Source organism: Bradyrhizobium sp. YR681 (assembly GCF_000282615.1).
Lineage (GTDB): Bacteria > Pseudomonadota > Alphaproteobacteria > Rhizobiales > Xanthobacteraceae > Bradyrhizobium.
Genome location: NZ_AKIY01000205.1, coordinates 69,265 through 94,367, shown reverse-complemented (window position 1 = coordinate 94,367; position 25,103 = coordinate 69,265). Strand labels below are relative to the sequence as shown.

At 64.7% G+C, this 25,103-nt stretch carries 28 protein-coding genes; 18 read left to right on the top strand and 10 right to left on the bottom strand.

Features of this window, described 5'->3' with window-relative positions; all coding sequences use genetic code 11:
- Window positions 1-18: 18 nt before the first annotated feature.
- Window positions 19-1,215, bottom strand: a complete 1,197-nt coding sequence (locus tag PMI42_RS19995; protein WP_008137386.1) for an amidohydrolase family protein — start codon at window positions 1,213-1,215, stop codon at window positions 19-21.
- Between the two features lie 157 nt (window positions 1,216-1,372).
- Here PMI42_RS19995 and PMI42_RS19990 point away from each other — a divergent pair, with 157 nt between their 5' ends.
- The 3 genes from PMI42_RS19990 (at window position 1,373) to PMI42_RS19980 (ending at window position 3,979) form a co-directional block, all read left to right on the top strand.
- A complete protein-coding gene (locus tag PMI42_RS19990; RefSeq protein WP_008137385.1) occupies window positions 1,373-2,146 on the top strand; it encodes a ferredoxin--NADP reductase in 774 nt (257 codons plus the stop codon).
- Between the two features lie 106 nt (window positions 2,147-2,252).
- A complete protein-coding gene (locus tag PMI42_RS19985) occupies window positions 2,253-2,579 on the top strand; it encodes a hypothetical protein (protein WP_008137384.1) in 327 nt (108 codons plus the stop codon).
- A gap of 95 nt (window positions 2,580-2,674) precedes the next feature.
- Window positions 2,675-3,979, top strand: coding sequence for a cytochrome P450 (locus PMI42_RS19980; RefSeq protein WP_008137383.1), 1,305 nt, complete (start codon window positions 2,675-2,677; stop codon window positions 3,977-3,979).
- Here the strand turns inward: PMI42_RS19980 and PMI42_RS19975 are convergent.
- Window positions 3,883-5,130, bottom strand: a complete 1,248-nt coding sequence (locus PMI42_RS19975) for a DUF763 domain-containing protein (protein WP_008137382.1) — start codon at window positions 5,128-5,130, stop codon at window positions 3,883-3,885. The genes PMI42_RS19980 and PMI42_RS19975 overlap by 97 nt on opposite strands.
- Before the next feature lie 121 nt (window positions 5,131-5,251).
- Here PMI42_RS19975 and PMI42_RS19970 point away from each other — a divergent pair, with 121 nt between their 5' ends.
- A complete protein-coding gene (locus PMI42_RS19970) occupies window positions 5,252-6,394 on the top strand; it encodes a mechanosensitive ion channel family protein (protein WP_008137380.1) in 1,143 nt (380 codons plus the stop codon).
- Window positions 6,395-6,407: 13 nt separating this feature from the next.
- On the opposite strand, the gene PMI42_RS19965 is transcribed toward PMI42_RS19970, so the two are convergent.
- Both PMI42_RS19965 and PMI42_RS19960 read right to left on the bottom strand, forming a co-directional pair.
- Window positions 6,408-7,322 (bottom strand): PepSY domain-containing protein, encoded by a 915-nt coding sequence (locus PMI42_RS19965; protein ID WP_008137379.1) that lies wholly within the window; start codon window positions 7,320-7,322, stop codon window positions 6,408-6,410.
- 130 nt (window positions 7,323-7,452) lie between these two features.
- A complete protein-coding gene (locus PMI42_RS19960) occupies window positions 7,453-7,962 on the bottom strand; it encodes a MarR family winged helix-turn-helix transcriptional regulator (RefSeq protein ID WP_008137378.1) in 510 nt (169 codons plus the stop codon).
- 181 nt (window positions 7,963-8,143) lie between these two features.
- On the opposite strand from PMI42_RS19960, the gene PMI42_RS19955 reads away from it, so the two are divergent.
- Complete coding sequence (locus PMI42_RS19955; RefSeq protein ID WP_008137377.1) at window positions 8,144-8,365, top strand: hypothetical protein; 222 nt, start codon at window positions 8,144-8,146, stop codon at window positions 8,363-8,365.
- A 132-nt stretch (window positions 8,366-8,497) separates the two neighbouring features.
- A complete protein-coding gene (locus tag PMI42_RS19950) occupies window positions 8,498-8,797 on the top strand; it encodes a DUF2218 domain-containing protein (protein WP_008137376.1) in 300 nt (99 codons plus the stop codon).
- Between the two features lie 3 nt (window positions 8,798-8,800).
- On the opposite strand, the gene PMI42_RS19945 is transcribed toward PMI42_RS19950, so the two are convergent.
- Entirely contained in the window at window positions 8,801-9,601 is an 801-nt protein-coding gene (locus PMI42_RS19945; RefSeq protein WP_008137375.1) for an ABC transporter substrate-binding protein, read from the bottom strand.
- 10 nt (window positions 9,602-9,611) lie between these two features.
- Complete coding sequence (locus tag PMI42_RS19940; protein ID WP_008137374.1) at window positions 9,612-10,592, bottom strand: tripartite tricarboxylate transporter substrate binding protein; 981 nt, start codon at window positions 10,590-10,592, stop codon at window positions 9,612-9,614.
- Window positions 10,593-10,707: 115 nt separating this feature from the next.
- On the opposite strand from PMI42_RS19940, the gene PMI42_RS19935 reads away from it, so the two are divergent.
- The 8 genes from PMI42_RS19935 to PMI42_RS19900 all read left to right on the top strand — a co-directional run bounded on the left by PMI42_RS19935 (window position 10,708) and on the right by PMI42_RS19900 (window position 17,908).
- Window positions 10,708-11,418, top strand: coding sequence for a TetR/AcrR family transcriptional regulator (locus PMI42_RS19935; protein WP_008137373.1), 711 nt, complete (start codon window positions 10,708-10,710; stop codon window positions 11,416-11,418).
- Between the two features lie 74 nt (window positions 11,419-11,492).
- Window positions 11,493-12,452 (top strand): amidohydrolase family protein, encoded by a 960-nt coding sequence (locus PMI42_RS19930; protein WP_008137372.1) that lies wholly within the window; start codon window positions 11,493-11,495, stop codon window positions 12,450-12,452.
- A complete protein-coding gene (locus tag PMI42_RS19925) occupies window positions 12,452-13,336 on the top strand; it encodes an amidohydrolase family protein (RefSeq protein WP_008137371.1) in 885 nt (294 codons plus the stop codon). Before PMI42_RS19930 ends, PMI42_RS19925 begins: the two co-directional genes overlap by 1 nt.
- Complete coding sequence (dctA, locus tag PMI42_RS19920; protein ID WP_008137370.1) at window positions 13,333-14,634, top strand: C4-dicarboxylate transporter DctA; 1,302 nt, start codon at window positions 13,333-13,335, stop codon at window positions 14,632-14,634. Before PMI42_RS19925 ends, dctA begins: the two co-directional genes overlap by 4 nt.
- 66 nt (window positions 14,635-14,700) lie before the next feature.
- Complete coding sequence (locus tag PMI42_RS19915) at window positions 14,701-15,414, top strand: PIG-L deacetylase family protein (RefSeq protein WP_008137369.1); 714 nt, start codon at window positions 14,701-14,703, stop codon at window positions 15,412-15,414.
- Window positions 15,411-16,094 carry a 4-carboxy-4-hydroxy-2-oxoadipate aldolase/oxaloacetate decarboxylase gene (locus PMI42_RS19910; protein WP_008137367.1) on the top strand — a complete coding sequence of 228 codons (684 nt, stop codon included), beginning with the start codon at window positions 15,411-15,413 and terminating at the stop codon, window positions 16,092-16,094. The genes PMI42_RS19915 and PMI42_RS19910 overlap by 4 nt, the downstream gene beginning before the upstream one ends.
- 27 nt (window positions 16,095-16,121) lie before the next feature.
- Window positions 16,122-16,991, top strand: coding sequence for a substrate-binding domain-containing protein (locus PMI42_RS19905; protein ID WP_008137365.1), 870 nt, complete (start codon window positions 16,122-16,124; stop codon window positions 16,989-16,991).
- A complete protein-coding gene (locus PMI42_RS19900) occupies window positions 16,991-17,908 on the top strand; it encodes an NAD(P)-dependent oxidoreductase (RefSeq protein ID WP_008137363.1) in 918 nt (305 codons plus the stop codon). The genes PMI42_RS19905 and PMI42_RS19900 overlap by 1 nt, the downstream gene beginning before the upstream one ends.
- A 12-nt stretch (window positions 17,909-17,920) precedes the next feature.
- On the opposite strand, the gene PMI42_RS19895 is transcribed toward PMI42_RS19900, so the two are convergent.
- The 3 genes from PMI42_RS19895 to PMI42_RS19885 all read right to left on the bottom strand — a co-directional run bounded on the left by PMI42_RS19895 (window position 17,921) and on the right by PMI42_RS19885 (window position 20,869).
- On the bottom strand, window positions 17,921-18,238 hold the full coding sequence (locus PMI42_RS19895) for a hypothetical protein (protein ID WP_008137360.1): 318 nt from the start codon (window positions 18,236-18,238) through the stop codon (window positions 17,921-17,923).
- Between the two features lie 153 nt (window positions 18,239-18,391).
- Complete coding sequence (locus PMI42_RS19890) at window positions 18,392-19,597, bottom strand: amidohydrolase family protein (RefSeq protein WP_008137358.1); 1,206 nt, start codon at window positions 19,595-19,597, stop codon at window positions 18,392-18,394.
- Window positions 19,598-19,627: 30 nt separating this feature from the next.
- Window positions 19,628-20,869 (bottom strand): amidohydrolase family protein, encoded by a 1,242-nt coding sequence (locus tag PMI42_RS19885; RefSeq protein WP_008137357.1) that lies wholly within the window; start codon window positions 20,867-20,869, stop codon window positions 19,628-19,630.
- 149 nt (window positions 20,870-21,018) lie between these two features.
- Between PMI42_RS19885 and PMI42_RS19880 the strand changes: the two genes are divergently transcribed.
- A complete protein-coding gene (locus PMI42_RS19880) occupies window positions 21,019-21,435 on the top strand; it encodes a nuclear transport factor 2-like protein (RefSeq protein WP_008137355.1) in 417 nt (138 codons plus the stop codon).
- On the opposite strand, the gene PMI42_RS19875 is transcribed toward PMI42_RS19880, so the two are convergent.
- Window positions 21,432-22,190: a GntR family transcriptional regulator gene (locus tag PMI42_RS19875; protein ID WP_008137353.1), complete on the bottom strand. Its 759-nt coding sequence runs from the start codon at window positions 22,188-22,190 to the stop codon at window positions 21,432-21,434. The two genes, PMI42_RS19880 and PMI42_RS19875, sit on opposite strands and share 4 nt — an antisense overlap.
- 199 nt (window positions 22,191-22,389) lie before the next feature.
- Here PMI42_RS19875 and PMI42_RS19870 point away from each other — a divergent pair, with 199 nt between their 5' ends.
- Genes PMI42_RS19870 through PMI42_RS19860 form a run of 3 tightly spaced genes read left to right on the top strand, consistent with a single transcriptional unit; the run spans window position 22,390 to window position 25,092 of the window.
- On the top strand, window positions 22,390-23,250 hold the full coding sequence (locus tag PMI42_RS19870; protein ID WP_035966166.1) for an ABC transporter ATP-binding protein: 861 nt from the start codon (window positions 22,390-22,392) through the stop codon (window positions 23,248-23,250).
- On the top strand, window positions 23,247-24,026 hold the full coding sequence (locus PMI42_RS19865) for an ABC transporter permease (protein ID WP_008137349.1): 780 nt from the start codon (window positions 23,247-23,249) through the stop codon (window positions 24,024-24,026). Before PMI42_RS19870 ends, PMI42_RS19865 begins: the two co-directional genes overlap by 4 nt.
- A 40-nt stretch (window positions 24,027-24,066) precedes the next feature.
- Window positions 24,067-25,092, top strand: coding sequence for an ABC transporter substrate-binding protein (locus tag PMI42_RS19860; protein ID WP_008137348.1), 1,026 nt, complete (start codon window positions 24,067-24,069; stop codon window positions 25,090-25,092).
- Window positions 25,093-25,103 lie beyond the last annotated feature (11 nt).

Here is a 25,103-nt window from a genome sequence, read left to right as displayed (position 1 = left end):
CGCGCCGCTCCGGCTGCGTCACTTCGCCACGATTTCCGGCACCTTGCCGGCGGGCGGCGTATTGCGGCTGCGCTGGGTGCGCACGATGCCGTCGATGATGGTCATGCCGATGCCGGGGAGGTCGCCGAGCTGGACGCTCTCCAGAATGGTCTTGCCGGGCGAGTGCTGCGCCTTGTCCATGATGACGAAATCGGCGGAGCGGCCGACCTCGATCAGGCCGCAGTCGAGCTGCCGCATCCGCGCGGTGTTGCCGGTGGCGAGACAAAAGGCGAGCTCGGCCGGCAGATCGCCGAGCGAGGACAGCATCGAGACCATGCGCAGGATTCCGAGCGGCTGCACGCCGGAGCCGGCCGGCGCGTCGGTGCCGAGGATCACCCGGTGCAGATCGCCCATCTCGCGCGCGATGCGCAGCGTGAACAGGGCCGAGCGCTCATTGCCGTTGTGAACGATCTCGAGCCCGCGCTTGCAGCCCTCGCAGATACAGCGGATCTGGTCGTCGGGGAGCGCGGTGTGGCCGCCGTTGATGTGGCCGACCACGTCGGTGTCGGCCTCCAGCACCACGTCCTTGTCGATCAGGCCGGAGCCGGGGATCGAGGGACCGCCGGTGTGGATGGTGCTCTGGATGCCGTATTTGCGGGCCCAGCCGACCATCTTTCGCGCGGTGGGGCCGTCCTTGACGCCGCCGAGGCCGACTTCACCGAGCAGCTTGACGCCGGCCGCGGCCAATTCCTTGAAGTCCTCCTCGACCATCTCGCATTCGATCACGGGCGCGCCAGCATGGACCTTCACGCCGCCGGGGCGCAGATTCCAGAACGCGCGCTGGGCGAAGATCGCCATGGCCTTGAGGCCGACGACGTCGCGCGGGCGGCCGGGCATGTGCACTTCGCCGGCGGAGATCATGGTGGTGACGCCGCCATGCAGATTGCTGTCGATCCAGCCGATCTGGTTCTGCCGCGGCGTCCAGTCGCCCGCGACGGGGTGGACGTGGCTGTCGATCAGGCCGGGGGCGACGGTGGTGCCGTTGGCCTCGACGATGGTGGTCGCGCCCTCGGTGTTGACGTCCTTGAAGCGGCCGATCGCGGTGATCTTGCCGTTCTCGGCGACGATGGTGTCGCCGTCCAGGATCGGCTTTTCCAGCGCGCCGGACAGGATCAGGCCGATATTGCGGATCACGAGCTTCGAGGGTCCGGTGGCCTGGGGTGCGTCATGCGCCATGGAGGGGGGTCCTTGTCCTTAACTGCAACGCTTCCGATCTTGGGCAGCCTTGACCGCGGGATCAAGCCGGATTATTCATTAGTATACGAATGATCGTATACAAACGACGCATAGCTGCCCGCCTCGGAACCGCATTGGAAGCGACAGGGAAGGTGAGATGAGCAATTTCAATCAGGAAAGCGTTTTGAGCGTCCACCACTGGACCGACACGCTGTTCTCCTTCAAGACCACCCGCAGCCCGACCTTCCGCTTCCGCAACGGCGAATTCACCATGATCGGGCTCAAGGTCGGCGAGAAGCCGCTGCTGCGGGCCTACAGCGTCGCCAGCGCCAATTACGAGGACACGCTGGAATTCTTCTCGATCAAGGTGCCAGACGGCCCGCTGACCTCGCGGCTTCAGCATTTGAAGGAAGGCGACGAGATCATCGTCAGCCGCAAGGCCACCGGCACGCTTGTGATCGACAATCTGGAAGACGGCCGCAACCTCTACCTCATCGGCACCGGCACGGGTCTCGCGCCGTTCCTGAGCGTGATCAAGGACCCCGAGACCTATGAGCGGTTCGAGAAGGTCGTGCTGCTTCACGGCTGTCGCCACGTCAAGGAGCTCGCCTATGGCGAGATGATCACCGAGCACCTGCCGAAGGACGAGATGCTCGGCGAGTACATCCAGAACCAGCTGATCTACTATCCGACGGTGACCCGCGACCCCTTCCGCAACCGCGGCCGCATCACCGACCTCATCACTTCGGGCAAGCTGTTCGCCGATATCGGCCTGCCGGGGCTGGAAGCCGCCCATGACCGCGTCATGATCTGCGGCAGCCCGGCGCTGGTCGCGGACACCCGCGTGCTCCTGGGCGAGCGTGGCTTCGTCGAGGGCAACCACGGCGAGCCGGCCCAGTTCGTGGTCGAAAAGGCTTTTGCCGAGCGCTAGACGCGGAGTTTTCGCGCAAGAAGACCGTATTTTCGCCGCTTGGCGGGCGTTGCGGCGCCGATTCCGCGCGCGATACACTGTGGGTGCGAATCAGCGGAGTTCCCACATGGTTGCGGACAGCGACAGCAACATCGCCTGGCACCGGGTCCAGTTGAAGAAGAACCGCGCCGAGTTGAAGGCGCTGGAGACGGCGCGCTTCACCATGGGCGAAATCGCCTCGTCCAAGCGGACCGGCCAGACCCAGAAGGCCATCGGGGACCTCAAGCGCAAGATCGCGCAGTCCGAGCGGGCCATCGCCGATCACGACAAGCGCACGCGACGTCCGCTCGGCACCGATTTGCAGAGCCTCAGCAACGGCAGCTGGAGCCATTGGGACGCCTATACCAGCCAGCAGCAGCGCAAGACCGGCCCGCGCTCGCCAGGGCGGGGGTAGGTCTTTGGCGGCAGACGGAACGCGAGTTCCGGCTCTTGCAGGGCGCCCGCCGCATCCCATCTGGTTGAGGCGCCACCAACCATTCCGGTGATCCCATGACACCGCGCCTCGATTTCACCAGCGAGGCTTTCTTTCGCGATCCGCCCAAGGCCATCGCCGCGTTGCGCGCGTCCGGCCCCGTGGTCGCGACGAGATTTCCTCTGGTCGGCGATGTCTGGATCACCACGACCCACGCCGCCACGGCGCAGGTCCTGAAGGACAGCACCACCTTCACGCTGCGCAAGGAAGGCGGCGGAGTCGCCGGCCTGCGCTGGTGGATGCCGAAGCTCGTCACGACCATCGCCAACAACATGCTGACGATGGACGAGCCTGATCACACGCGGCTGCGCAGCATCGTGGACGAGGCCTTTCGCCGCCGCGCGATCGTGGCGATGGAGCCGCGCATTCGCGCCATCGCCGATGACCTTGCCTCAAGACTGTTCGAGAATGGAAGCCCGGCCGATCTCGTCGCGCGCTATGCGCGCATCCTGCCGCTGGCGGTGATCTCGGAGCTTCTCGGCCTGCCGATGGCTGACCGCCCGAAATTCATCGCATGGGCCAATGCGATGTCGTCGCTGACGAATATGGTCAGCTTCCTGCGGCTGCTGTTCGCGTTCCGCAAGATGCGCGACTATCTCGAACAGCAGCTGCAGCTCGCGCGGGAGCAGGGCGGCGAGGGACTGATCGCGGAGCTGGTCCAGGTCGAGCGCGAGGGCGGTCAGATCAGGCCGGACGAGATGGTGGCGATGGTGTTCCTGCTGCTCGCGGCGGGCTCCGAAACCACCACGCATCTCATCAGCGGCTCGGTCTTCGAGCTGCTCAGGAATCCCGGCTTGCGCGACTGGCTGGAGCAGGACTGGAGCCGCGCCTCGCTCGCCGTCGAGGAGTTCTTGCGTTTCGTCTCGCCGGTGCAGTTTTCAAAGCCGCGCCATGTGCGGCGGGACATCGAGCTGGAAGGTGTGCGGCTGAAGAAGGGCGATCGCGTCATGGTCATGCTGGCCGCGGCGAACATGGATCCGGCCGTGCATGACCAGCCGGAGCGGATGGACCTCGAACGCAAGCCCAATCGCCATTTGTCCTTCGGCACAGGCATCCATTTCTGCCTCGGGCATCAGCTCGCGCGGATCGAGGCGACTTGCGCGCTCCAGGCCTTGTTCACGCGCTGGCCGCGGCTTGGTCTTGCGGTCGATGCCTCGCAGATTCACTGGCGCAAGCGTCCGGGAATTCGCATGATTGCGAAGCTGCCGGTCGTTGCTTCGGATGGTCAGCCCGTCAATTTCCCTGAGGCGAGATCGCGCTCCCAGCCGAAGACGGAGCGGCCATCAAGCTCCGGCGATACGGCACGTTCTCCCGCGATGTAGGTCTCGACAGACGGTCCGCTCGCAGTGCGCTCCAGCCGCCGCGCCTGGTCGTCGAGGCGCCTGATCGCCTGCATCTCTTCCTCGCGTCCGAGCTTTGCGCTCTGGATCGCGCCCTTCAGCACGCGAATGGTCTCATCGTAGACCTTGATCGGGACGGGGTAGGGATGCCGGTCCTTGCCGCCATGGGCGAGCGAGAACCGCGCGGGATCGTTGAAGCGATAGGGCGCACCGTGCACCACCTCCGCGACCATCGCCAGCGAGCGCACGGTGCGCGCGCCGACGCCTGATGTCAGCAGCAATTCCGGAAAGTCGACCGGGCCGCGCTCGGCGGCGGCCGCGAGCGTGCCGTGCAGGCGGCGTGCGAACACGTCCTTCGGCCTGACATCGTGATGCGCGGGCATGATGAGGTGCGGCAGCATGCCCTGCGCCGGCTCCGGCGCAGTCCCCGTGAGCCGCTCGAATTCGGTGAGAATGCGATCGGGACCGAGATCGGTCAGGAGCTCGAGCTGCGCGGTGCGCGAGACATCGGCGCGGTGGTCGGTGAGATTGACGATCTCGCCCTGCTGCGGGCCGTCGATCGCGCTGTGCGGCGTATCGACGAAACTCGTCAGCGACTCCGAATGCCAGTGATAGCGGCGGGCCTGCCGCTTGTCGCCGTTCATGCCCTGCTGCACCACCGTCCATTTGGCGTCGGCGGCGACGAAGAAGCCGTGGAGATAGAGATCAAAACCGTCCTGCACGGCTGCGCTGTCCACCTTCGCCACCAGCCGGCTGGCGCGCGTGAGCCGTGCGCCGTCGAAGCCGACGCGGTCGCCGAGCTGCAACAGCTCGTCCGGCGTCTTGCGCGAATGCTGGCCGCGGCCCCCGCAGACATAGATGCCGAGCTCGTCCTGGAGCGGGCCGAGTCCGCGCTTGAGCGCGCCGATCACGGAGGTCGTGATGCCCGAGGAATGCCAGTCCATCCCCATCACGGCGCCGAACGACTGGAACCAGAACGGATGCGACAGGCGCTGGAGGAACGCATCGCGGCCGTAATGATGCACGATCGCCTGCGTGACGATCGCCCCGAGCGAAGACATGCGGGTGGCGAGCCAGGGCGGAACCCGGCCGGTGTGGAGTGGAAGATCGGCGCTGCCGGTACGGCGAGTCATGACTGCCTAGGAATAGCGCAGTTCGGCGACGGTTGCACCAGAGGGATGCTGCATTGCACCGAGCGGGGGAGCGAAGCCCGCCGCAGCGCGTTGAGACGCGAATGGAAATGCGGGGACTTCAATGAATTGGCAGGCCGTCATGGCCGACATCGACAAGATGTTCGGATGGATACCGTCATGGTTCGTCGGGCTCAGCCTGGTCGCGGGGGCGATTCTGCTTGCGCTGGCGTTCTATCGCCTCGCGGTCTGGCTGCTCAACCGCGCCTTCGGAACCCGGCTTCCGCTGCTGAGCGTGTTTATAGAGCGCACGTCCGGCCCGGCCCAGCTGGCGCTGTGTCTTGCCGCCGTCGCGCTGGTGCTGCCGCTCGCGCCGCTCGACAACGCGTTCCGCACGCCGCTGACGAACCTGTTCGTGGTCGCCTTCATCGCGCTGATCGGCTGGATCTCGATCCGGGTCGTCGACATGAGCGCGGCGCGCTATTTGCAGAATTTTCGCGACGTCACCGAGAATTTCGTCGCGCGCAAGCACGTCACGCAAGTGCGTGTGTTCAAGCGCGTCGCCGACATCATCATCGTCATCATCACGGTCTCAACGGCGCTGATGACGTTCGACTCGGTCAGGCAGTATGGCGTCAGCCTGTTCGCCTCCGCCGGTGCCGCCGGTATCATCGTCGGTCTCGCCGCACGGCCGCTGCTCAGCAATCTGATCGCCGGTTTGCAGATCGCGATCACCCAGCCGATCCGGATCGAGGATGCCGTGATCATCGAGAACGAGTGGGGCTGGGTCGAGGACATCGCCGCGACCTACGTCGTGATCCGGCTGTGGGACTGGCGCCGCATGGTGGTGCCGCTGTCCTACTTCATCGAACAGCCGTTCCAGAACTGGACCCGCGACACTGCATCGCTGATCGGGGTCATCGCGCTCCATGTCGATTACCGCGCCGACGTGCCGCGGATCCGGCGCTGGCTCGAAGGGGCCGTGAAGGAGTCCCAATTGTGGGACGGCGCGGTGGTCAATCTCCAGGTGATCGACGCGGATTCGCGCACGATCGAGCTGCGTGCGCTGGTCAGCGCGCGAAACGCACCGCAATCCTGGGATCTGCGCTGCGAGATGAGAGAGAAGCTCATCGCCTTCATCCGCGACGAGATGCCCGAAGCGCTGCCGCGCGAGCGCGCGATCCTGATTCTTTCGGGCAACGATGACGCGGATTTCCTGCGGGGCGTCACGCCGCCGGACAAGGTGCGGGCGCGCGCACGCAATTGAACGCGGCCGGGCGCTAGGCCGCTCCGATCACCGCGGCCTGTCCGCCGGCGTGACGCCGCGGCTTGCGCAGCTTTCGCCGCGCCCAGATCAGCAGGCCGGTGGACAGCAGCGTCAGCAGTGCAATTGACGTCACGACATTGAGGGGCGAAGCGATCAGGGCCGACCAGTTGCCCTCGTGGATCAAGCGCGGCCAGTTGCGCGGCAGCGGTGTGACTCCGCTGGAATTGACCGTGTAGGCGCGCAGTTCTCCCTCCTCGTAGATTCGGGCCATCACGCGACCGCCGCGCACGCCGATCGAGATCGCATGCGAGAGGTCATGGGAGGCTGCGACCATGCGAACGGCGTCGGGCAGGGCGACGGGACGGCCGCCGGCTGGAACGGAGCCGCTCTGAAAGGTCAGGCCGAACGCCATGCACAGGCCGGTCAGCGGGCTCAGCAGGATCAGCGGCAGCGCGAACCACGCGGTGCCCTTGTGCCACCCGGAGAGCGTGTTGCGCAGCCGTGGCAGTCCCATGAGAATGCCGAGCACCATCAGCACCACCATGGCGATGGTCGAGCTCGTCACCAGCCATGCCTGGCCGAGCAGCCGTTCATGCGTGACACGGGCCCACCGAAAGAGATCGGACAGGCCCGAGCCTGCGGCCGCGGGTTCGCCGGTTGCAAGGTCGATCGCCGGGACAGCCGCGCCTTGCAGCGTCATGCGCTGGCTGCCGGCATTGATCGAAAGCCCGCGCGCCTTGCCATCCGGGTCATATCGCTTCACCAGCTCGACGACGCGCCCGGCGTCGAGCGCCGGCCCGCCGATGCCACTGACCTGCACCAGCGGCTCGAAGGACAGGATCAGTCCGGTGACGATGATCGCGAGCAGGGGGAGGGCGAAGACCAGCGTGATCCAGCGATGCAGTGTCAACAACAAGGATTTGCTCATTCTCGGTCTCCGGCGATCTCACGCTTTCGTCGCCCAGCGCGGCTCCGAAGACAAATGACGCTTCGTCCATGTTGTTGCGTTGATTTGCAGCAAACGGAGGTGACGCACATCGCAGCAATGTCGGCGAATGCTAGTCATTCGCAGGTTCGAGTGTCACCAGCAGCTTGTGCAGCAGCCGGGTGGCGCGTTCGACTTCGGACTCCGAGAGCCCGCCGAGAATCATTTTCTCGCCCGACTCCAGTACCTCTGCCATCACGCGTTCGGCGAGGGTTCGTCCCTTGGCGGTCAGCCGCACCGGCTTGCTGCGTTTGTCGGCACTGTCCTCCGCTCGCGTGATCAGTCCGCGCTTCTGCAAGGAATTGAGCACCTTGGTCAGCCCGCCCGATGAAATCAGGATCGCCGGATAGAGCTCCGTCGGGATCATCTCATAGGGCGGGGCAACGCCGCGCAGCGTGATCAGGACCTCGAACTCCATGAACGACAAATCGTGCGCGGCGATCTGCTGGGCCACGCTGTCGCGCATCAGGCTGTTGAGGCGATAGACCCGCACCATCATCTCGCCGACAGGCGTGACGGATTCCGGCCAATGCTTCTTCTTGATGGCGAGGAGCTTGTCCGCGGGATAGCGCGGTTCGGTCATGGACGGGCCTCCTTACGAAGAGTTCATGCGCAGATGTCTTGCCAGAAAGATAGTTGGGATGTATCTTTCTAGTAAGATAAATGGTCGGCGATTGCCGGCCGGCAGGTTTGTGAAACCGACCCGACGCGCGCTGTGGGCCAGCGCGCGAGCGGGAAGGTTGTTGCTAAAATGGAGACGATCGATGTTGAAGCGATATCTGACCTTGACGCTGACCGCGGCGGCGATCCTCGCAGCGCCCGCGGCTTTCGCCGCGAGTGGCCAGACCAGGGCGGGCGTTGCGGCCAAGACCACGAAGCAGGCGTCCGTGCGGCAGGCCTACGGCGCCGTGCCGACCAGTGCGGCGACGAATTCCGGTGAGGGCACCGCAATTGCCCGTCCGCCCGCTCAACCGGGCGCATGGTAGGGTCAACGGGCGGCGGCATCATCATCGGTCTCTCACGGCATCGTCAGCTGCGAATAGCTTGCTGGAAAGATACTAGCCGCCTGGCTGATCCGGCAAGCCGAGGATCGGACCAAATCGCCTGAAAGGGCCATCATGAATCATTCCGTGGCAGAGATCACCACCGAGCGGCCCAGCATCTACCTCCAGCAGCTGTGCAAGCATTTTGCGCACAAGCTGGCGGTGGACTTCACGCCGGAGCAGGGCACGATCCCGTTTTCGATGGGCACGTGCCGGCTGGAGGCTACGGGCGACAGGCTCACGCTGAAAGTGGAGGCCGAGAATGCGGACCTGCTTGTGCAGGTCGAAGGCGTTGTCGAGCGGCATCTCGTTCGCTTCGCCTTCCGCGATCCGCCGGACATCGTCTGGCGGACCGCAGAGCCAGCGGCGAATTGAGACCTATTCGCGCGTCGCCTTGGTCGCGCCGCGGAGGCCGGCCTGCTGCTGGATCGTGTCCAGCGCGCCGGATGACTGCTCCTCCGCCACGAAGCGGTTGAGCAGGGGAAGGGCGTCCTCGCGTCCTTTGGGGATCGCGATGGCCATATGCTCGGCGCCCCAATTGCCGTCGAGAATTCTTGCCCCCGGCATCTGGTCGGACATTTCGAACAGCGTCGGCTTGTTGGTCGCGTAAAGGTCGATCTCGCCACGACCGAACATGGCGATGGCGACCTTGACGCTTTCGGCGGGAACGATGGTGGCGTTCCTGAATTTTGCGGGCAGCGTCCGTTCTGAGGTCGAGCCCTTGGTGACGCCGATCTTGACGCCGGGCTTGTCGATATCCTCGATCTTGCCGATCGGCGAATTCGCCGCGACGAGAAAACCTAGCTCGATCGCGAGCACAGGCTGGGTGAACGTGACCTCGCCCGCGCGGGCCGGCGTCGCGTTGGTCACGGTGAAATCGACCTGGCCGTCGTGGATCGCGGTGACGATGTCGGCGACGCGCTGGAACCTGACATAGTCGATGCCAACGCCGAGCCGTTTTGCCAGCTCGCCGCCGAGATCGTAGGCGAGGCCGTGCGGCGTGCCGGCGGCATCTGTCACCATCGAGGTCGGGCTGCCCGGATAGATGCCGACGCGCAAGGTGCCGCTCGGCGCCAGCAGTTTTGCTTCGCCATCGGCGCGCGCGGGCGCGCCGATGAGACTGATGACTACAGCCGCAAGGAGGGCTGCGCGCGCAATGCGCCCGGACGAGGTCCTCATATGAAGAGCCTCACTGTGCTCGGATGTTGGCGGCTTTCAGCACCGGCTCCCATTTGGTCGCCTCGGCACGCATGTAGGCGTCAAAGTCCTTGGCGGAGGAGCCGACCGGCGCTGCGCCGATCTTGCCGAGTGTCGACAGCACGTTCGGGTCCTGCAGCGCCGCCTTCAAGTCGGTCTCGAGCTTGGCCACGATCTCCGGCGGCATTTTTGCCGGGCCAAGCACGCCCCACCAGACCGAGACGTCGTAGCCTGATACGCCCGCCTCGGCGATGGTCGGAACATCAGGCAGGGCCTTGGAGCGCTCGGCCGAGGTCACCGCGAGCGCGCGCACCGGACCGCCTTCGAGCTGGCTGATGGCTTCCGCGAGCGGATTGATGCTGAGCGGAATGTCGCCGGCGATCACCGCGGTCAGCGCCGGTGCGCCGCCCTTGTAGGGGATCGCGACGATCTTGGTGCCCGACATGTATTTGAGCAGCTCGCCGGCAAGATGCGCGGAGGTGCCGTTGCCGGACATGCCGTAGGAGAGCTTGTCCGGCTCCTTCTTCGCGGCGGCCAGCAGGTCGCCGAGCGTCTTGTAGGGACTGTCCTTGGCGACCACGATCGCGAGCGGCGAGGAGGCGACTTCGGTGATCGCGGTGAAATCCTTGAACGTGTCGTAGGGCACGCTCGGATAGATGAACTGGTTGAGCGGATGACCGCTGGCGACCAGGATCAGCGTGTAGCCGTCGGGCGCGGCCTGCGCCAGCGTCTGCGAGGCGACGATGCCGCCGGCGCCGGGACGGTTGTCGATCACCGGCTGCTGGCCCCAGGTCTTCGCCAGCGCCTGGCCCAGCGTGCGCGCGAGCACGTCGACCGCACCGCCGGCCGCATAGGGCACGAGGATGTGGACCGGCTTGCTCGGATAGTTATCGGCGGCCTGTGCGACGTTCGCCGCCAGCAGCAAGCCTGCACCGACCGCGAGGCGGCCGATCATTGTGTTGAAACCCAGCATTTCCCAGCACTCCTTGAGGGCGTTTCCGTCGTTGTGGCGGTCTCTCGGCCACCCCGGACGTCGCCCATGGTTTTTGTTGACGAGACCTGATCTTTTGTACGATAGTACAAATCACATGGTACGCAAGCCCACCAGCAAGGAAACGGCCCGCAAGCCGAACATGCGCGAGGCGATCCTCGCCGCGGCCGAGGAGCTGTTTGCCACCAACGGCTTCAATGCCGTCTCGGTGCGCGACATCGCACAGGCGGCCGGCGCTAATCCCGGCAGCGTGACCTATCATTTCAAGACCAAGGACGGCCTGCTGCTGGAGATCTACCGGCGGCATTGCGGGCCGATGAATTTGCGCCGTTCCGAGCTGCTCGCCGCCGCCAAGCGCGTGCGCGATCTCCAGGACCGGTTGGAAGCGGTTGTGCGGGCCTACGTGGTCCCGGCCTTCACCTCGGGCAGCGATCTTGCCGGAGGCGGGGCGCGTTTTACGCGGCTGCGCGCCGTGATGTCGGCCGAAGGTAACGAGGTCGCGCGAAAAATCATCGCGCAGACCTTTGACGACACCAGCCACGCCTTCATCGATGCGGTTCACGAAAGCCTGCCGCACGTCCCTCGCACCGACATCGTCTGGCGCAGCCATTTCCTGCTCGGCGCACTCTATTATTCGCTGGTGACGCCGGACCGCGTCTCGCGCCTGTCGCGGGGCGAGGCCGATGGCAGCGATGCCGCCAGCGCCATCGAGCAATTGGTGCAGGCGACCGTCGCCGCATTCCAGGCGCCGGCGCTCGACCAGGCCGTACCGGCGAAGCGACGGCCGGTCGTCAGCAGCAAGACTTAAAGAAACCGCCCGGGAGAAGGCGCGCAACGGCGCTTTCGCTCGCAAGCGGACCATGTGACAGGGTGCTTTAGGAAATGAACAGGCGTGAGTGTTTGCATCTCCTGACCGGATTGGCCGGTGCCGCGTTCGCTAGCGAAGCGCATGCGCAGTCGGCCGAGCCCAAAGCGATCCCGACGATCGAGCCGCCGGACCCGAATCCCAAGACACCGTCGTTCAAGCTGCCGCCAAAGTCCTGCGACAGCCATACCCACATCTTCGGGCCGGCGTCGCGTTATCCCTATGCCGAGAAGCGCCCCTACAACACCGCTGATGCGCCGCTGGAGACGTTCCGCAGCGTGCACCAGAAGATCGGCGTCGAGCGCTGCGTCATCGTCAATGCCACCGTGCATGGCACCGACAACCGCGTCGTTACCGATGCCATCGCCCAGAGCGAGGGCACCTACAAGGGCATTGCCAACGTCAATGACGAGATGGCCGAGAAGGAGCTTGCGGCGCTCGACAAGGGCGGTATCTGCGGCTGCCGTTTCGCCTTCCTCAAGCGCCTCGGCGGCGTCGGCGACATGACGAAATTCCAGCGCATCGTGCATCGCGTCGCCGAACTCGGCTGGCATATCGACGTCTATTTCGAGCCCGGCACGATCGCTGAATTTGCGCCTGTTCTCACCGCGCTGCCGACGCCCTACGTGATCGATCACATGGGCACGGTGCAGGCGGGGAAGGGGCTTGATGATCCCGGCTTCACCGCGCTGCTTGATCTCCAGAAGAAGGACGAGAAGTGCTGGGTCAAGATCACGGGCCTGGAGCGCGCCTCCGCCGCCGGCAAGCCCTTCCACGATGCGGTGCCGTTCGCCAAGGCCCTGATCGACAACGCGCCCGATCGTGTCATCTGGGGCACCGACTGGCCGCACCCCAACGTCAAGGTCATGCCGAATGACGGCGATCTTGTCGATTTGATCCCGCTCTATGCGCCCGACGCAAAGGTCCGGCAGAAGCTGCTGGTCGACAATCCGGCGCGCCTGTTCAAGTTCAGCTGATGAATATGATGTACACACCGACCATCCCGCCCCCGGATCCCAACACGCGTACGCCGAAATTCAAGCTGCCGAAGCTGTCGTGCGATGCGCATTGCCACATCTTCGGCCCCGGCGCGAAGTACCCTTACGCGCCTGACCGTTCCTACACGCCGCCGGACGCGCCGCTGGAGGATTTCCGCATCCTGCACGCCAAGCTCGGCGTGGAGCGTGCGGTCATCGTCAATGCCAGCGTGCATGGCACCGACAACACGGTCGCGCTGGATGCCATCGCGCAGAGCAATGGGGCCTATCGCGCGGTCGCGAACATCGACGACAGCATCACCGAACGTGAGCTTCGCGTGCTGCACGAGGGCGGCTTCCGCGGCTGCCGCTTCAACTTCGTCCGCCATCTCGGCGGCGTTCCCGACAAGCGTGTGTTCGACCGCATCATCGCGATGGTCGCGCCGCTCGGCTGGCACATCGACCTGCATTTCGACGCGATCGACCTGCCTGAATATGCGGACATGCTGACGAGGCTGCCGCTGAGCTACACCATCGACCATATGGGCCGGGTGAAGGCGTCCGAAGGGCTCGACCAGCTGCCGTTCAAGATCCTGATCGAGCTGATGCAGCGCGACGAGAAGTGCTGGGTCAAGATCTGTGGCTCGGAGCGGGTGTCCTCCAGCGGCCCGCCATTCACCGATGCCGTGCCGTTCGCGCGTAAGATCGTCGAGACCGCGCCTGAGCGCGTCATCTGGGGCACCGACTGGCCGCATCCCAATGTCAAGGCGATGCCGAATGACGGCGACCTCGTCGATTTGATCCCGCTGTTCGCGCCGGAGCCGGAGTTCCAGCAGAAGATTCTCGTCGACAATCCCGCGCGTCTGTTCGAGTTCGACCAATGACGGCGCTCGCGATCGACAAGCCGCGCGGCCGTGCCTGGTGGAAGGAGCTCTGGATCCAGGTGCTCATCGCCATGGCGGCCGGCATCGCGCTTGGGATCGTAAACCCGGAGGCGGGCGCCAAGATGCAGCCGCTCGGGGACGCCTTCATCAAGGCGATCCGGATGCTGATCGCGCCGATCATCTTCTGCACCGTCGTGCACGGCATCGCGCATATGGCCGACATGGCGCGGGTAGGGCGCGTCGCGGTGAAGGCGATCGTCTATTTCGAGATCATGACCACAATCGCGCTGATCATCGGTCTGGTCGCGGTGAACCTGCTCAAGCCCGGCGTCGGCATGAACATCGATCCCGCCAGCATCAATGCCAGCGCGATCGAGCCCTATGTCAAGCAGACCAGCGTCATCGGCTTCGTGCCGTTTCTCCTCAACATCGTGCCTGCCACGTTCATCGGCGCCTTTGCCGAGGGCAATATCCTCCAGGTGCTCTTTATCTCCGTGATGTGCGGCTTCGCGCTGGTGCAGCTCGGCGAGCGCGCCGCGCCGCTGGTCCATCTGATCGACATCGCCGCCAAGATGGTGTTCGCCGTCGTCGGCTTCGTGATGTGGGCGGCGCCGATCGGCGCATTCGGGGCCATCGCGTTCACGGTCGGCAAGTTCGGCGTCGGCTCGCTGGCCTCGCTCGGCAAGCTCTTGGGCGGCTTCTACCTGACCTGCGTGATCTTCATTATCGTCGCGCTCGGTCCCGTCGCGCGGCTCTGCGGCTTCTCGCTGCTCAAGCTGATCCGCTACATCTGGGAAGAGCTGCTGATCTGCATCGCCACGACGTCGTCCGAGACGGTGCTGCCGCGGATGCTGACCAAGCTGGAGAAGGCGGGCTGCGAGAAGAGCGTGGTCGGGCTGGTGATCCCGACAGGCTATTCCTTCAATCTCGACGGGACGTGCCTCTATCTCGCTGCGGCCTCGGTCTTCCTGGCGCAGGCAACCAACACGCCGTTCGGGCTTGCAGAGCAGGTCGAGCTGCTGTTGATCCTGCTCGTGACCTCCAAGGGCGCCGCGGGCATCGCGGGCGCCGCCTTCGTCGTGCTGGCGGCGACGCTGTCGGCGACCGGCAGCATTCCGGTGACCAGCGTCGCGCTGGTGCTCGGCATCCACCGCCTGATGTCGCAAGGATTGACGCCGACCAATCTGATCGGGAACGCGGTTGCGACCATCGCGATTGCCAAATGGGAAGGCGCGCTCGACAGCGAGCGCTTGCGGCGCGTGCTCGACGGCGAGGAACCTGCGGCCATCACCGCCTGATGAATTGGCTTCCTGCGTGAGGCAGGAAGCTTATGATACTTGCGAACGAAAGAGGGGAGTTCTCCCATGAAAACAGGTCTCGTGGTCACCGCACATCCCGGAGACTTCGTCTGGCGCGCTGGAGGTGCCATCGCGCTGCATGCGAAGAAGGGCTATCGCATGAAGATCGTCTGCATGTCCTTCGGCGAGCGCGGCGAAAGCCAGTTCGCCTGGAAGGAGAAGGGCGCGACGCTGGAATCGGTCAAGGCCGGCCGCAAGGACGAGGCGGAGCGCGCGGCAAAACTGCTCGGTGCCGAGATCGAGTTCTTCGACTGCGGCGATTATCCGCTCAAGCTCACCGAGGCGCATTTCGACCGCATGATCGACATCTACCGCGAGCTCAATCCGAGCTTCGTGCTGACTCACGCGCTGGAAGATCCCTATAATTTCGACCATCCGAACGCGGCGCATTTCGCGCAGGAGACCCGCGTGGTCGCGCAGGCGATGGGCCACAAGCCCGGCGCGCAGTACAAATACTCCGCGCCGCCCGTGTTCCTGTTCGAGCCGCACCAGCCAGAGCAGTGCAATTACAAGCCGGACCTGCTGCTCAAGATCGACGAGGTCTGGAAGGAGAAGTACGAGGCGTTCCAGATCCTCGCCGCGCAAAAGCACCTTTGGGGCTATTACGAGCGCGTCGCGCTCAACCGCGGCATCCAGGGCAGCCGCAACACCGGCGTGCCCATGACCTATGGCGAAGCGTACCAGCGCCTGTTCCCGACGGTTGCGGAGGAGCTGGCATGAAGCCCGTCGTCGTTCGCAACATCAAGCGTGCCGATCCCGCCGGTATGGCGGAATACGGCGTCTCGACCGTGCACGAGGCCTATGGCCGTATCGGCCTGATGAAGCCTTACTTGCGGCCCGTCTGGGCGGGCGCGTCGATTGCCGGCCCCGCGGTGACCGTGCTAGCGCAGCCCGGCGACAACTGGATGATCCACGTCGCGGTCGAGCAGTGCAAGAAAGGGGACATCCTCGTCGTCGGCTGCACCACCGACAACACCGACGGCATGTTCGGCGAGCTGCTCGCCACCTCGCTCCAGGCCCGCGGCGTGCAGGGGCTGATCATCGATGCCGGCTGCCGCGACGTCAAGGCGCTGCACGCGATGAACTTTCCGGTGTGGTCGCGCGCGGTCTCGGCCAAGGGCACGGTCAAGGCCACGCTCGGCTCGGTCAACATCCCCGTGGTCTGCGCCGGCGTCAATGTCGATCCCGGCGACATCGTCGTCGCCGATGACGACGGCGTCGTGGTGGTGCCGAAGCGCTATGCGGCCGAGGTCGCCGAGAAGGCGAAGAAGCGCAACGCGGACGAAGGCGGCAAGCGCAAGCGGCTTGGCTCGGGCGAGCTCGGCCTCGATATGTACAGCATGCGCGAGGCGCTGGCGAAGGCCGGGCTCGTCTATGTCGACAATCCCGAGGACGTCTGAGCGGGACAAGAGAAGCGGAGCGGGCGGATGGATCGTCTCAAGCTGAAGGCCGTGCTCGGCAGCCATCCCCATGTGCTGGCGGTGAAGAGCGGCGAGCTTCGCTCCGACCTTTTCGACCTCGACTTCATCGAATACACGCCGACCAACACGGCGTTCAAGCCAATGGTGCGCGAGCAGGCCTTCGACGTCTGCGAGATGGCGATCGTCACCTATCTGATGGCGAAAGCGCACGGCAAGCCGCTGGTTCTGCTGCCGGCGACCATGCTCGGCCGCTTCCAGCATTCCTACGCGCTGTACAACCCCGCGCATGGAACGCTCGGCCCGTCCGATCTCGAAGGCAAGCGCGTCGGTATCCGCTCCTTTACGACCACGACCGGTGCCTGGATCAGGGGCATCCTCGCCAACGACTACGGCGTCAACCTCGACAAGATCAAATGGGTGACGTTCGAGGACCCGCACGTCGCCGAATATGTCGACACCACAGAGCGTGCGCCGAAGGACAAGAAAGTCCTGCAGATGCTGCTCGACGGCGAGCTTGATGCCGTCCTCGGCGAGACGTCGGATAATCCCAAGCTGAAGTCGCTGTTTCCCGATCCGGCCGCGGAGGCCGCAAGATGGTACGCGCGCCGCGGCGTCGTGCCGGTCAATCATCTCGTGGTCGTGACCGAGAAACTGGCAAAATCGCGCCCCGATGTGGTTGCGGGCGTTTATGATCTGCTCAAGCAGAACAAGACGCAGGTGGGGCCCGCGGCGACGCCTGACCTCGTGCCGTTCGGGATCGAGGCCAACAGGAAGCCGTTGGAACTGATCGTCGACTACGCATTCCAGCAGGCGCTGATCCCGCGCCGCTACGCGGTCGAGGAGCTGTTCGACGAGACGACACGAGGATTGAACTGATGGCTGACAATCCCAGGCGCTGGCAGATCGGTCTGGTCGGCTATGGCGAGGTCGGCCGGATTCTGGCCGAGGATCTTCGGCAGCAGGACATCAAGGTCTCGGCCTACGACATCAAGCTCGGGACCGAGCAGGGCGCGTCCCTGAAAGAGCACGCGGCGAAATTCGGCGTTGCGCTGGCGGCCTCTCACGCCGAGCTGACTGCGAAATCCGATTTCGTCATCTCAGCCGTCACGGCGAGCCAGGCCGTTCCGGTCGCAAAGGCCTGCGCCGCCGCGATCAACCAGGGCACCTGGTTCCTCGATTTCAATTCAGCCTCGCCCGGCGCCAAGCAGCGCGCCGCGGCACTGATCGACGGCGCTGCCGGACGCTATGTCGAGGGCGCCGTGATGACCTCGGTGCCGCCGTATCGCATCAAGGTGCCGCTGCTGCTTGGCGGCCCCGGCGCGAAGGAGCTGGAGCCGCTGCTGAACGCGATCGGCTTTGCTGCGAAGGTTGCCAGCGACAAGCTCGGCGTGTCCTCGGCGGTGAAGATGTGCCGCAGCATCATGATCAAGGGTCTGGAAGCCATGGTCATCGAGAGCTTCACCACCGCGCGCGCCTATGGCGTCGAGGATGCGGTGCTGGCTTCGCTGGCGGAAACCTTCCCCACGATCAATTGGGAGAAGCAGGGCGCCTATTTCTTCCAGCGCGTGATCAAGCACGGCCGCCGCCGTGCCGAGGAGGTGCGAGAGGTCGCCGAGACCGTGCGGGAAGCTGGGCTGACGCCGTGGTCGGCTCAGGGCACGGCCGAGCGTCAGGCCTGGGTGGCTGATCTCGCCGATGAAGGCTTGTTCGGACCGAAGGGTACCAAGGAATTCGCCCGCAGCGCCGACTGGCGCACCGAGGCGGACCGGATCCTGGCGAGGATCAAGCGCTGACGCTGAACGCGTTCAGCTCAGGACCCTGCTGTCGCCGCGATAGCTGGAGACTTCGTCACGGGCAGCCTCGATCAGATCGATCAGGCTTTCGGCTTGGCGGACGACGTCCTTGGTGCGCTCGGTCCTGAACTCGCTCAGGATCATGCGAATGCACTTGTCGGCGGTGTCGAGCGTCCAGAGGGCGCGGGCCATATCGCTCGACGTATGGATGGCCGAGATGTCGAGGCTCGACAGGACTTCACCGATCCCACTCAGCCGCTTGACGGCCGTTTCGGCGGGCGTGCTGGCCCGTATAGACTGATAATCGATGCTGCTGAATGCGCTGAACATAACCAAACTCCCCGTGAACGCCGATGGTCAGTGCACGGTCTTAGTAAGATTACCGGACCCTTACCGCAACGCGTTGGGGCTACGGTCCGGGATTCTACCGGACTCGGGATTTCGGCATGAATCGACGGCAAATCGGGCTGAAAGGCCCTGCGGTCAGTTAGCCTTCCCGACAATCGTACCATTGGCGGCAACGAGCATACCTGCCTTGTAGACAGCGCGGGACTGGGGCACCGCAACCACTGCCTCCGGCACGTGTTCCGCGTTCAGCGTGACGAAATCGGCCTTGGCGCCGACCCGCAGACCATAGCCCTCGAGTCGCAGCGCCTTGGCGCCGGATGCGGTGACGACGTCGAATGCGGCGCGCAGTTCCGCGTCGATGTTGAAGCCCGAGCGATAGCCGAGCGTGGTCGCCCGGCGCAGCATGTCGCCGTCGCCATAGGGCCACCAGGAATCGCGGATGTTGTCGTTGCCGCTGAACACGGTGACGCCTGCATTGCGCAGCGTGAGGATCGGTGGAAACGGCCGCGCGCCGGGTGCATTGGTCATGATCGCGACGCCGGAGCGGGCGAGGACATCGGCGATTGTCTTGAGATAATCCGCCGGGATATCGCCGAGCCCATAGGCGTGGCTGACGGCAACATGTCCCTCCATGCCGAGCGCGCGCGTGCGCGCCGCGATCTGCTCGATCTCGAAGGCGCCGAGCGTGCCCATGTCGTGCAGGTGGATGTCGACATCGACGCCGTGCTTGCTGGCGACACCGAACACGACGTCGAGATGCTTCTCGACATCGCGATCGAAGCTTGCGGGATCGAGCCCGCCGACGAGGTCGGCGCCCAGACTGATCGCTTCGTCCAGCAATTGCGGCGTGCCCGGGCTCGCCAGAACTCCGCTCTGGGGGAAGGCGACGAGCTGGATGTCGATCAGGCCCTTGTACTCTTCGCGTACGCGAAGAATCGTCTCGAGTGATTTCAGGCCGACCGAGCCGTCGACCATGACATGACTGCGCATCTGCGTGGTGCCGTGGGCGATGCAGAGATCGAGCTGGTTGCGCGCACGCACATCCATCGGCGCGGCTTCGGCCATGTTTTGCGCCTGGAAGGCGACGCGCTCATGAACGTTGAATCCGTTGGTGCACGGCTTGTGGGGACGCCAGGCGTCGCCGTAGAAGCTGGTGTCGAGATGGATGTGGCCTTCGACGAAGCCTGATACGACGAGGGCGTTGTTGAGGTCGATCGTCTCGATACCGGTCGGCGGCGCGTCAACGGGGGTGATCGCGGCGATACGGCCGTCCTTGACCGCGATGTGATGGCGAGAGCCACCGTCGAAGCGCGCGTTGAGGAAGAGTTTGTCGAAGGCCATCTTATTCCTCCGTTGGTCGTTTGGCGCCGTTCAATCCCTGGGACGGAACAGCGTAGGCCGGGGCCGCTCGAACGTTTGGCGGCCAGCCTTGAAGCCCATCACGATGTCCGGCAACTCGGCGATGGCAAAACGGCTGTCCTTGGTATCGAGCACGATGAGATCGGCGGGATTGCCGACCTTGAGGCCGTAATCGCCGAGGTTCATCAGCCGCGCCGGCAGTTCGGTGACGAGATCGAGGCAGGTGTCGAAATCGCTCACCGAGGCATGCGCGACGTTGGCATAGAAATTCGCCATCCGCAGCAGCGAGGCATCGCCAAAGGGCGTGAAGGGATTGAGCACGTTGTTGGTGGCGACCGAGCACAGCACGCCGTCGCCTGCGAGCTTGTGGGCGAGCGTCAGTCCGCGCGGTGCATTGTGGGTGGCCTCGCGCCCCATCAGATAGAGATCGGTCGCGGGCAGTACGGTGACGGCAACGCCGGCCTTTGCCAGCTGCGCGGTGGCGGCTTTCAGCCGCTCCGGCGGCAAGGCCGAGAGTTTTGTGGCATGGCCGATCGCGACGCGTCCGCCGTAGTTGCGCCGCTCGGTCTGCCGGCAGACCTCGTCGAGATGCCACCAGGAGGGATCGAGATCGAAATCGAGATGGAGATCGACGTCGACGTCGAATTCCTGGGCGAGGTCGAAGATGCGTTCGAGATGCGCGTTCGGGTCGGTGTCCATGTAGGGACAGCCGCCGATGGCCTCGCCGCCGTCGCGCAGCGCCTGGACCAGCAGCTCGTCGCTGCCGGGATCGTTGGTCAAGCCTTCCTGCGGGAAGACGCAGAGCGACAGGTCGATCGCCCAGGCATAGTCGCGCTTGAGCGACTTGACCGCCTCGTAGCCGCGCAGGCCGATGCGCGGGTCGATCTCGACATGCGTGCGCATCCGCGTCGTGCCGTGCACGATGGCGCGTTCGAGCACTTTCGCGCCGCGCGCGTAGACGTCCTCGACCGTAAAATCCTTCTTCATCCCGGCGACGGCGCGGATCGCCTCCGAGACGCTGCCGTGATTATGCCCGCAACGGCCGAGCAGGCAGGCCTTGTCCAGATGGATATGGGTGTCGACGAAGCCGGGCAGGGCGAGGCGCCCGCCGAGATCGGCTTCGACGGCCTCGCAGGCGAGCTTTGGCTCGATCGCGGCGATACGGCCGCCCTTTACGCCGATGTCGACGGGTGCGGCGGATGAGCGCAACAGCGCGTTGCGGAAGATCAGGTCGAAGGCGGTCTGCGTGGTCATGGCATCGGATTCAGCTGTGATAGCCTAGCGGAAGGAATGGAAACGGGCAGCTCCAGATTGTGTGCATTTCTGCTCGCAAATTGTTCAAAAAATGTGCATGCAGTTTGGGGTGCGAATTGTAGAATGCCGCCACGCCCGGAGAATTCGCCATGTCCGCCCCTGCCAAAGCCGACCGCCCGATGACAGACGCCGAGATCGTCGAAGCCTATCTGACGGCCTCGATGATACCCGATCCCGACGCCGCTGCGGCCTATATGAAGCCGGGCACGGTGATTACGTTCACCGGCGGGCGCGAGTTCGATCATCCGCGCGGTCCGACCGGCTTCAACGCAAAACGCTATCGCTGGGTCAAGAAGAAGATGGACCGGTTCGATGTCTGCCCGGGCGCGGACGAGACCGTCGTCTACAGCGTCGGCACGCTCTATGGCGAGTGGATGGACGGCACGCCGTTCGAGGGCAACCGCTATGTCGATCGCTTCGTCGTCAGGGGCGGGCAGATCGTGAAGATGGACGTCTGGAATGACAGCGCCGAGCGCATTCTGGTCCAGCGCGGGATCGAAGCTTAACCTCTTCGCGCGACTTTCGGCAGCTTGACGACGCGGTCGCCCGTCACCTCGTCGGCATAGGGCGCGAGGATATCGAGCAGATCCCGGCCGCGCTGCGGGGTGGGGGCCACCAATGCGCGATTGGCTACGGAATCGAGGTGATGATGCATCAATTCCATCACCTTGGTCTCGTCGCCCTTGGCCAGTGTCGAGATGATCGCGCGGTGCTCGTTGATGGCGCATTCGGTCGAATGCGGCCGGCTGTACAACGACAATGTCAGGCAGCAGCGATAGGCGACCTCGCTGACATAGCGCACCAGGATCGGGCTGTTCGTCATCTGCGCGAGCAAGATGTGGAATTCGGTGGCCAGGCGAATCGAGACCGCGTCCGTGCCGCCGCGCGCGCCGTCCTCGGCATCGACGTGGGCGTTCAGTTCGGCGATCTGCGCCTTGGTCAGCTTGCCCGCGAGCTGGCGGACGACGAGTCCTTCGAGCTGGATGCGAATGTCGAAGGCGTCGCGCGCCTCCTGCCAGCTCGGCGTCGCCACCACGGCGATCCGGTTGCGACGGAGCTCGACCAGGCCCTCGGCGGCAAGCTGCCCCAGCGCGTGGCGGGCAATGGTGCGGCTGACGCCGAAGCGTTCGCCGAGCGAATCCTCGGGCAGTTTTGCGCCGGGCTCCAGCGCCTGCTCGATGATCGCGCGCCGCAGCGCGCGGCAGATGACGCTGACCTTGTCGGATGATTCAGAAGTCTTGCTGGTGGGGCGCGCCGCCATCGGCGAATCCTTGCGGGGGAGGGTCGAAAGCTCTCTTTAGCACGGCGCCGCTCCAATTCAGCGCTCCAATTGCATGCAGTTTGATGCCTCGATTGCCTAAATCGAGTCCGGCCCTCCGGCGCTCGGTTTAGCCAAATCGTTGATTTCTCGGTGCTGGCCGACTGGCACCCAGCTTGCATGCACTTTGGCTGTGATGCGCATGCAACCCAACGCCCAGTTTGACGGCCGGCCCGTTCCCGAAGGCTCCGGCCCCGTTGCCATCGAGCTGTCCGAGGCCTCCGTGACCTTCGGGCGCGGCGACCGCGCCGTGCCGGCTCTGGCCAAGACCACGCTCAGGATCGCCGACGGCGAGTTTGTCGCATTGGTCGGCCCATCCGGATGCGGCAAATCGACCATTCTGCGTCTCGTCTCCGGCCTGGTGCAGCCGACCAGCGGCGTCGTCATCGTCGGCGGCCGCGAGGTCGCGGCACGGGCGCTGCGCGTCGGCATGGCGTTCCAGAATCCGACCATGCTGCCGTGGATGACGATCGAGCGGAACATCATGCTGCCGCTCAAGATCGTCGAGCCGTTCCGTTCCAACTTCCGCAAGCTGCGCAAGACCGAATATCGCGACAAGGCCAATGCGCTCCTGGAGCAGGTCGGCCTCAAGGGATTTGGCAGCCGCTATCCCTGGCAGCTCTCCGGCGGCATGCTCCAGCGCGCCAATCTCTGCCGCGCGCTGATCCACGAGCCGCGCATGCTGCTGCTGGACGAGCCATTCGGCGCGCTCGACCAGTTCACCCGCGAGGAGCTGTGGGCGATCCTGCAGAACCTCTGGATGACGCACAAGCCGACCGTGCTGCTGGTGACGCACGATTTGCGCGAGGCGGGTTTCCTTGCCAGCCGCATCTGCGTGATGAGCGCGCGCCCCGGCCGCATCCTCGACGACAGCCGCGTCGAATTCGCGCGGCCGCGTACGGTCGCCATGACCTTCGAGCCGGAATTCGTCGCGTTGAACCAGAAGCTGCGCGCCTTCATCGAGGACGCGCGCACCGCGGCCCAACAGGGGACAAGCTCATGATCTTCGGGGTCAACGTCAGGCAGAAAGCCTGGTCCGCTGGACTGATCGTGCTGTTCTTCGTCGCCTGGGAGCTGTTCTGCCTGATGACGGGCATGTCGGATCTCGTGCTGCCGCGACCGTCGCAGGTGTTCGTGACCTTGTACCAGCGCTTTCCGGTGCTGTGGCCGCATATCGTGCAGACGCTCGCGACTACCATGCTCGGCTTCATCCTCGGTGTCGCGCTTGGCGTTGCCCTCGGTGCCATCATCGGCGTCTCCAGGACCGCCTATGACACCTGCTACCCGCTGCTGATCGGCTTCTCCTCGATTCCCAAGGTCGCGGTGGTGCCGATCTTCGTGCTGTGGTTCGGCTCCGGCACGGTGCCGGCGGTGCTGACCGCACTGTCGATCTGCTTCTTCCCGATCGTCGTCAACATCGCCACCGGCCTTGCGACCACCGAACCCGAGCTCGAGGACGTGCTGAAGGCGCTCGGCGCCAGTAAGTTCGACATTCTCTGGAATGTCGGCCTGCCCAGGACCATGCCGTTCTTCTTCGCCTCGCTGAAGGTCGCGATCTCCTACGCTTTCGTCGGCGCGGTGCTGTCCGAGACGGTCGCCTCCAACCGCGGCCTCGGCAACGTCATGATGACTGCGTCTTCCAATTTCAACGTGCCGCTGGTGTTCGCCAGCCTGTTCGTGCTCGCCGCCCTCGGCGTCGCGCTCTACGTCGTGTTCTCGCTGATCGAAGGGCGCGTCACCGGCTGGGCCACGCGCAAGAACGACGTCATTGCCACCTGAATTCTTGAACCGTCACGCAACGAAGCTTGAGGAGGTCTCGATGTTGAGAAAAGTAACTGTCGCGCTGCTGGGATTGGCCCTGTCTGCGGGCGTCGCCACGGCCGAGGAAACGACGATCAAGTTCACGCTGGGCTGGAAGACGCAAGGCAGCGATGCCGCGTTCTTCTATGCCAAGGACAACGGCTTCTTCAAGGAAGAAGGCCTCAACGTCGTCATCGACCAGGGCGAGGGCTCCGGTGCGACCGTCACGCGTGTGATGTCGGGTGCCTATGACGCCGGCTTCGGCGACGTCAATGCGATCATCCAGAACGCCTCGACCAAGCCGCAGGAGGCGCCCGTCATGGTCTACATGATGTGGAATCAGCCGCCGTTCGCGATCGTCGCCAAGAAGACCAGCGGCATCAACACCATCAAGGACTTTGAAGGCCACACGCTCGGCGGCGCGCAGGGCACGCCGACCACGCGCCTGCTGCCGGTGTTCACCCGCAAGAACGGGCTCGACGGCGAGAAGATCAAGATCTCCAACATGGCGCCGAATCTGCAGGAGCCGATGCTGATCAAGGGCGACATCGATGCAGCCCTGGTCTTCAACATCACCAGCTATTTCAACCTGGTGCTCAACCGCCAGGATCCGGACAAGGATTTCAAATGGTTCTCGTTCGGTGATTACGGTCTCGACCTCTATTCCAACGGCGTGATGGTCTCCAAGAAGCTGATCGCGTCGAACCCGAAGGCGGTGGCCGGCCTCGTCCGCGCCATCAACAAGGGCGCGATTGCGGTGGCCAAGGACCAGAACGCCGGCATGAAGGCGGCGCTGAACTACGACAATCTGATCGACGTCGCGGTGGAGAAGCGCCGGCTGCAATATTCCTTCGACAAGCTGATCGTCTCGCCCGAGATGAAGGACATCGGCATCGGCGACATCAAGGACGACCGCATGACGCGTGCGATCGGCATTGTCGTGGAAGGCTATCAGCTTGCCCGCGCGCCGACGCCCGCAGAGGTGTTCTCGCGCGAGTTCCTGCCGCCGCGCGCCGAGCGGGAGTTGGTGTATACTGCCAACTAAATTGGAGCGAC

Excerpts from the sequence above, each read along its gene's own strand:
- PMI42_RS19995 (WP_008137386.1), bottom strand. The coding sequence starts at position 1,215 with ATGGCGCATGACGCACCCCAGGCCACCGGACCCTCGAAGCTCGTGATC.
- PMI42_RS19990 (WP_008137385.1), top strand. The coding sequence starts at position 1,373 with ATGAGCAATTTCAATCAGGAAAGCGTTTTGAGCGTCCACCACTGGACC.
- PMI42_RS19985 (WP_008137384.1), top strand. The coding sequence starts at position 2,253 with ATGGTTGCGGACAGCGACAGCAACATCGCCTGGCACCGGGTCCAGTTG.
- PMI42_RS19980 (WP_008137383.1), top strand. The coding sequence starts at position 2,675 with ATGACACCGCGCCTCGATTTCACCAGCGAGGCTTTCTTTCGCGATCCG.
- PMI42_RS19975 (WP_008137382.1), bottom strand. The coding sequence starts at position 5,130 with ATGACTCGCCGTACCGGCAGCGCCGATCTTCCACTCCACACCGGCCGG.
- PMI42_RS19970 (WP_008137380.1), top strand. The coding sequence starts at position 5,252 with ATGAATTGGCAGGCCGTCATGGCCGACATCGACAAGATGTTCGGATGG.
- PMI42_RS19965 (WP_008137379.1), bottom strand. The coding sequence starts at position 7,322 with ATGAGCAAATCCTTGTTGTTGACACTGCATCGCTGGATCACGCTGGTC.
- PMI42_RS19960 (WP_008137378.1), bottom strand. The coding sequence starts at position 7,962 with ATGACCGAACCGCGCTATCCCGCGGACAAGCTCCTCGCCATCAAGAAG.
- PMI42_RS19955 (WP_008137377.1), top strand. The coding sequence starts at position 8,144 with ATGTTGAAGCGATATCTGACCTTGACGCTGACCGCGGCGGCGATCCTC.
- PMI42_RS19950 (WP_008137376.1), top strand. The coding sequence starts at position 8,498 with ATGAATCATTCCGTGGCAGAGATCACCACCGAGCGGCCCAGCATCTAC.
- PMI42_RS19945 (WP_008137375.1), bottom strand. The coding sequence starts at position 9,601 with ATGAGGACCTCGTCCGGGCGCATTGCGCGCGCAGCCCTCCTTGCGGCT.
- PMI42_RS19940 (WP_008137374.1), bottom strand. The coding sequence starts at position 10,592 with ATGCTGGGTTTCAACACAATGATCGGCCGCCTCGCGGTCGGTGCAGGC.
- PMI42_RS19935 (WP_008137373.1), top strand. The coding sequence starts at position 10,708 with ATGGTACGCAAGCCCACCAGCAAGGAAACGGCCCGCAAGCCGAACATG.
- PMI42_RS19930 (WP_008137372.1), top strand. The coding sequence starts at position 11,493 with ATGAACAGGCGTGAGTGTTTGCATCTCCTGACCGGATTGGCCGGTGCC.
- PMI42_RS19925 (WP_008137371.1), top strand. The coding sequence starts at position 12,452 with ATGAATATGATGTACACACCGACCATCCCGCCCCCGGATCCCAACACG.
- dctA (WP_008137370.1), top strand. The coding sequence starts at position 13,333 with ATGACGGCGCTCGCGATCGACAAGCCGCGCGGCCGTGCCTGGTGGAAG.
- PMI42_RS19915 (WP_008137369.1), top strand. The coding sequence starts at position 14,701 with ATGAAAACAGGTCTCGTGGTCACCGCACATCCCGGAGACTTCGTCTGG.
- PMI42_RS19910 (WP_008137367.1), top strand. The coding sequence starts at position 15,411 with ATGAAGCCCGTCGTCGTTCGCAACATCAAGCGTGCCGATCCCGCCGGT.
- PMI42_RS19905 (WP_008137365.1), top strand. The coding sequence starts at position 16,122 with ATGGATCGTCTCAAGCTGAAGGCCGTGCTCGGCAGCCATCCCCATGTG.
- PMI42_RS19900 (WP_008137363.1), top strand. The coding sequence starts at position 16,991 with ATGGCTGACAATCCCAGGCGCTGGCAGATCGGTCTGGTCGGCTATGGC.
- PMI42_RS19895 (WP_008137360.1), bottom strand. The coding sequence starts at position 18,238 with ATGTTCAGCGCATTCAGCAGCATCGATTATCAGTCTATACGGGCCAGC.
- PMI42_RS19890 (WP_008137358.1), bottom strand. The coding sequence starts at position 19,597 with ATGGCCTTCGACAAACTCTTCCTCAACGCGCGCTTCGACGGTGGCTCT.
- PMI42_RS19885 (WP_008137357.1), bottom strand. The coding sequence starts at position 20,869 with ATGACCACGCAGACCGCCTTCGACCTGATCTTCCGCAACGCGCTGTTG.
- PMI42_RS19880 (WP_008137355.1), top strand. The coding sequence starts at position 21,019 with ATGTCCGCCCCTGCCAAAGCCGACCGCCCGATGACAGACGCCGAGATC.
- PMI42_RS19875 (WP_008137353.1), bottom strand. The coding sequence starts at position 22,190 with ATGGCGGCGCGCCCCACCAGCAAGACTTCTGAATCATCCGACAAGGTC.
- PMI42_RS19870 (WP_035966166.1), top strand. The coding sequence starts at position 22,390 with ATGCAACCCAACGCCCAGTTTGACGGCCGGCCCGTTCCCGAAGGCTCC.
- PMI42_RS19865 (WP_008137349.1), top strand. The coding sequence starts at position 23,247 with ATGATCTTCGGGGTCAACGTCAGGCAGAAAGCCTGGTCCGCTGGACTG.
- PMI42_RS19860 (WP_008137348.1), top strand. The coding sequence starts at position 24,067 with ATGTTGAGAAAAGTAACTGTCGCGCTGCTGGGATTGGCCCTGTCTGCG.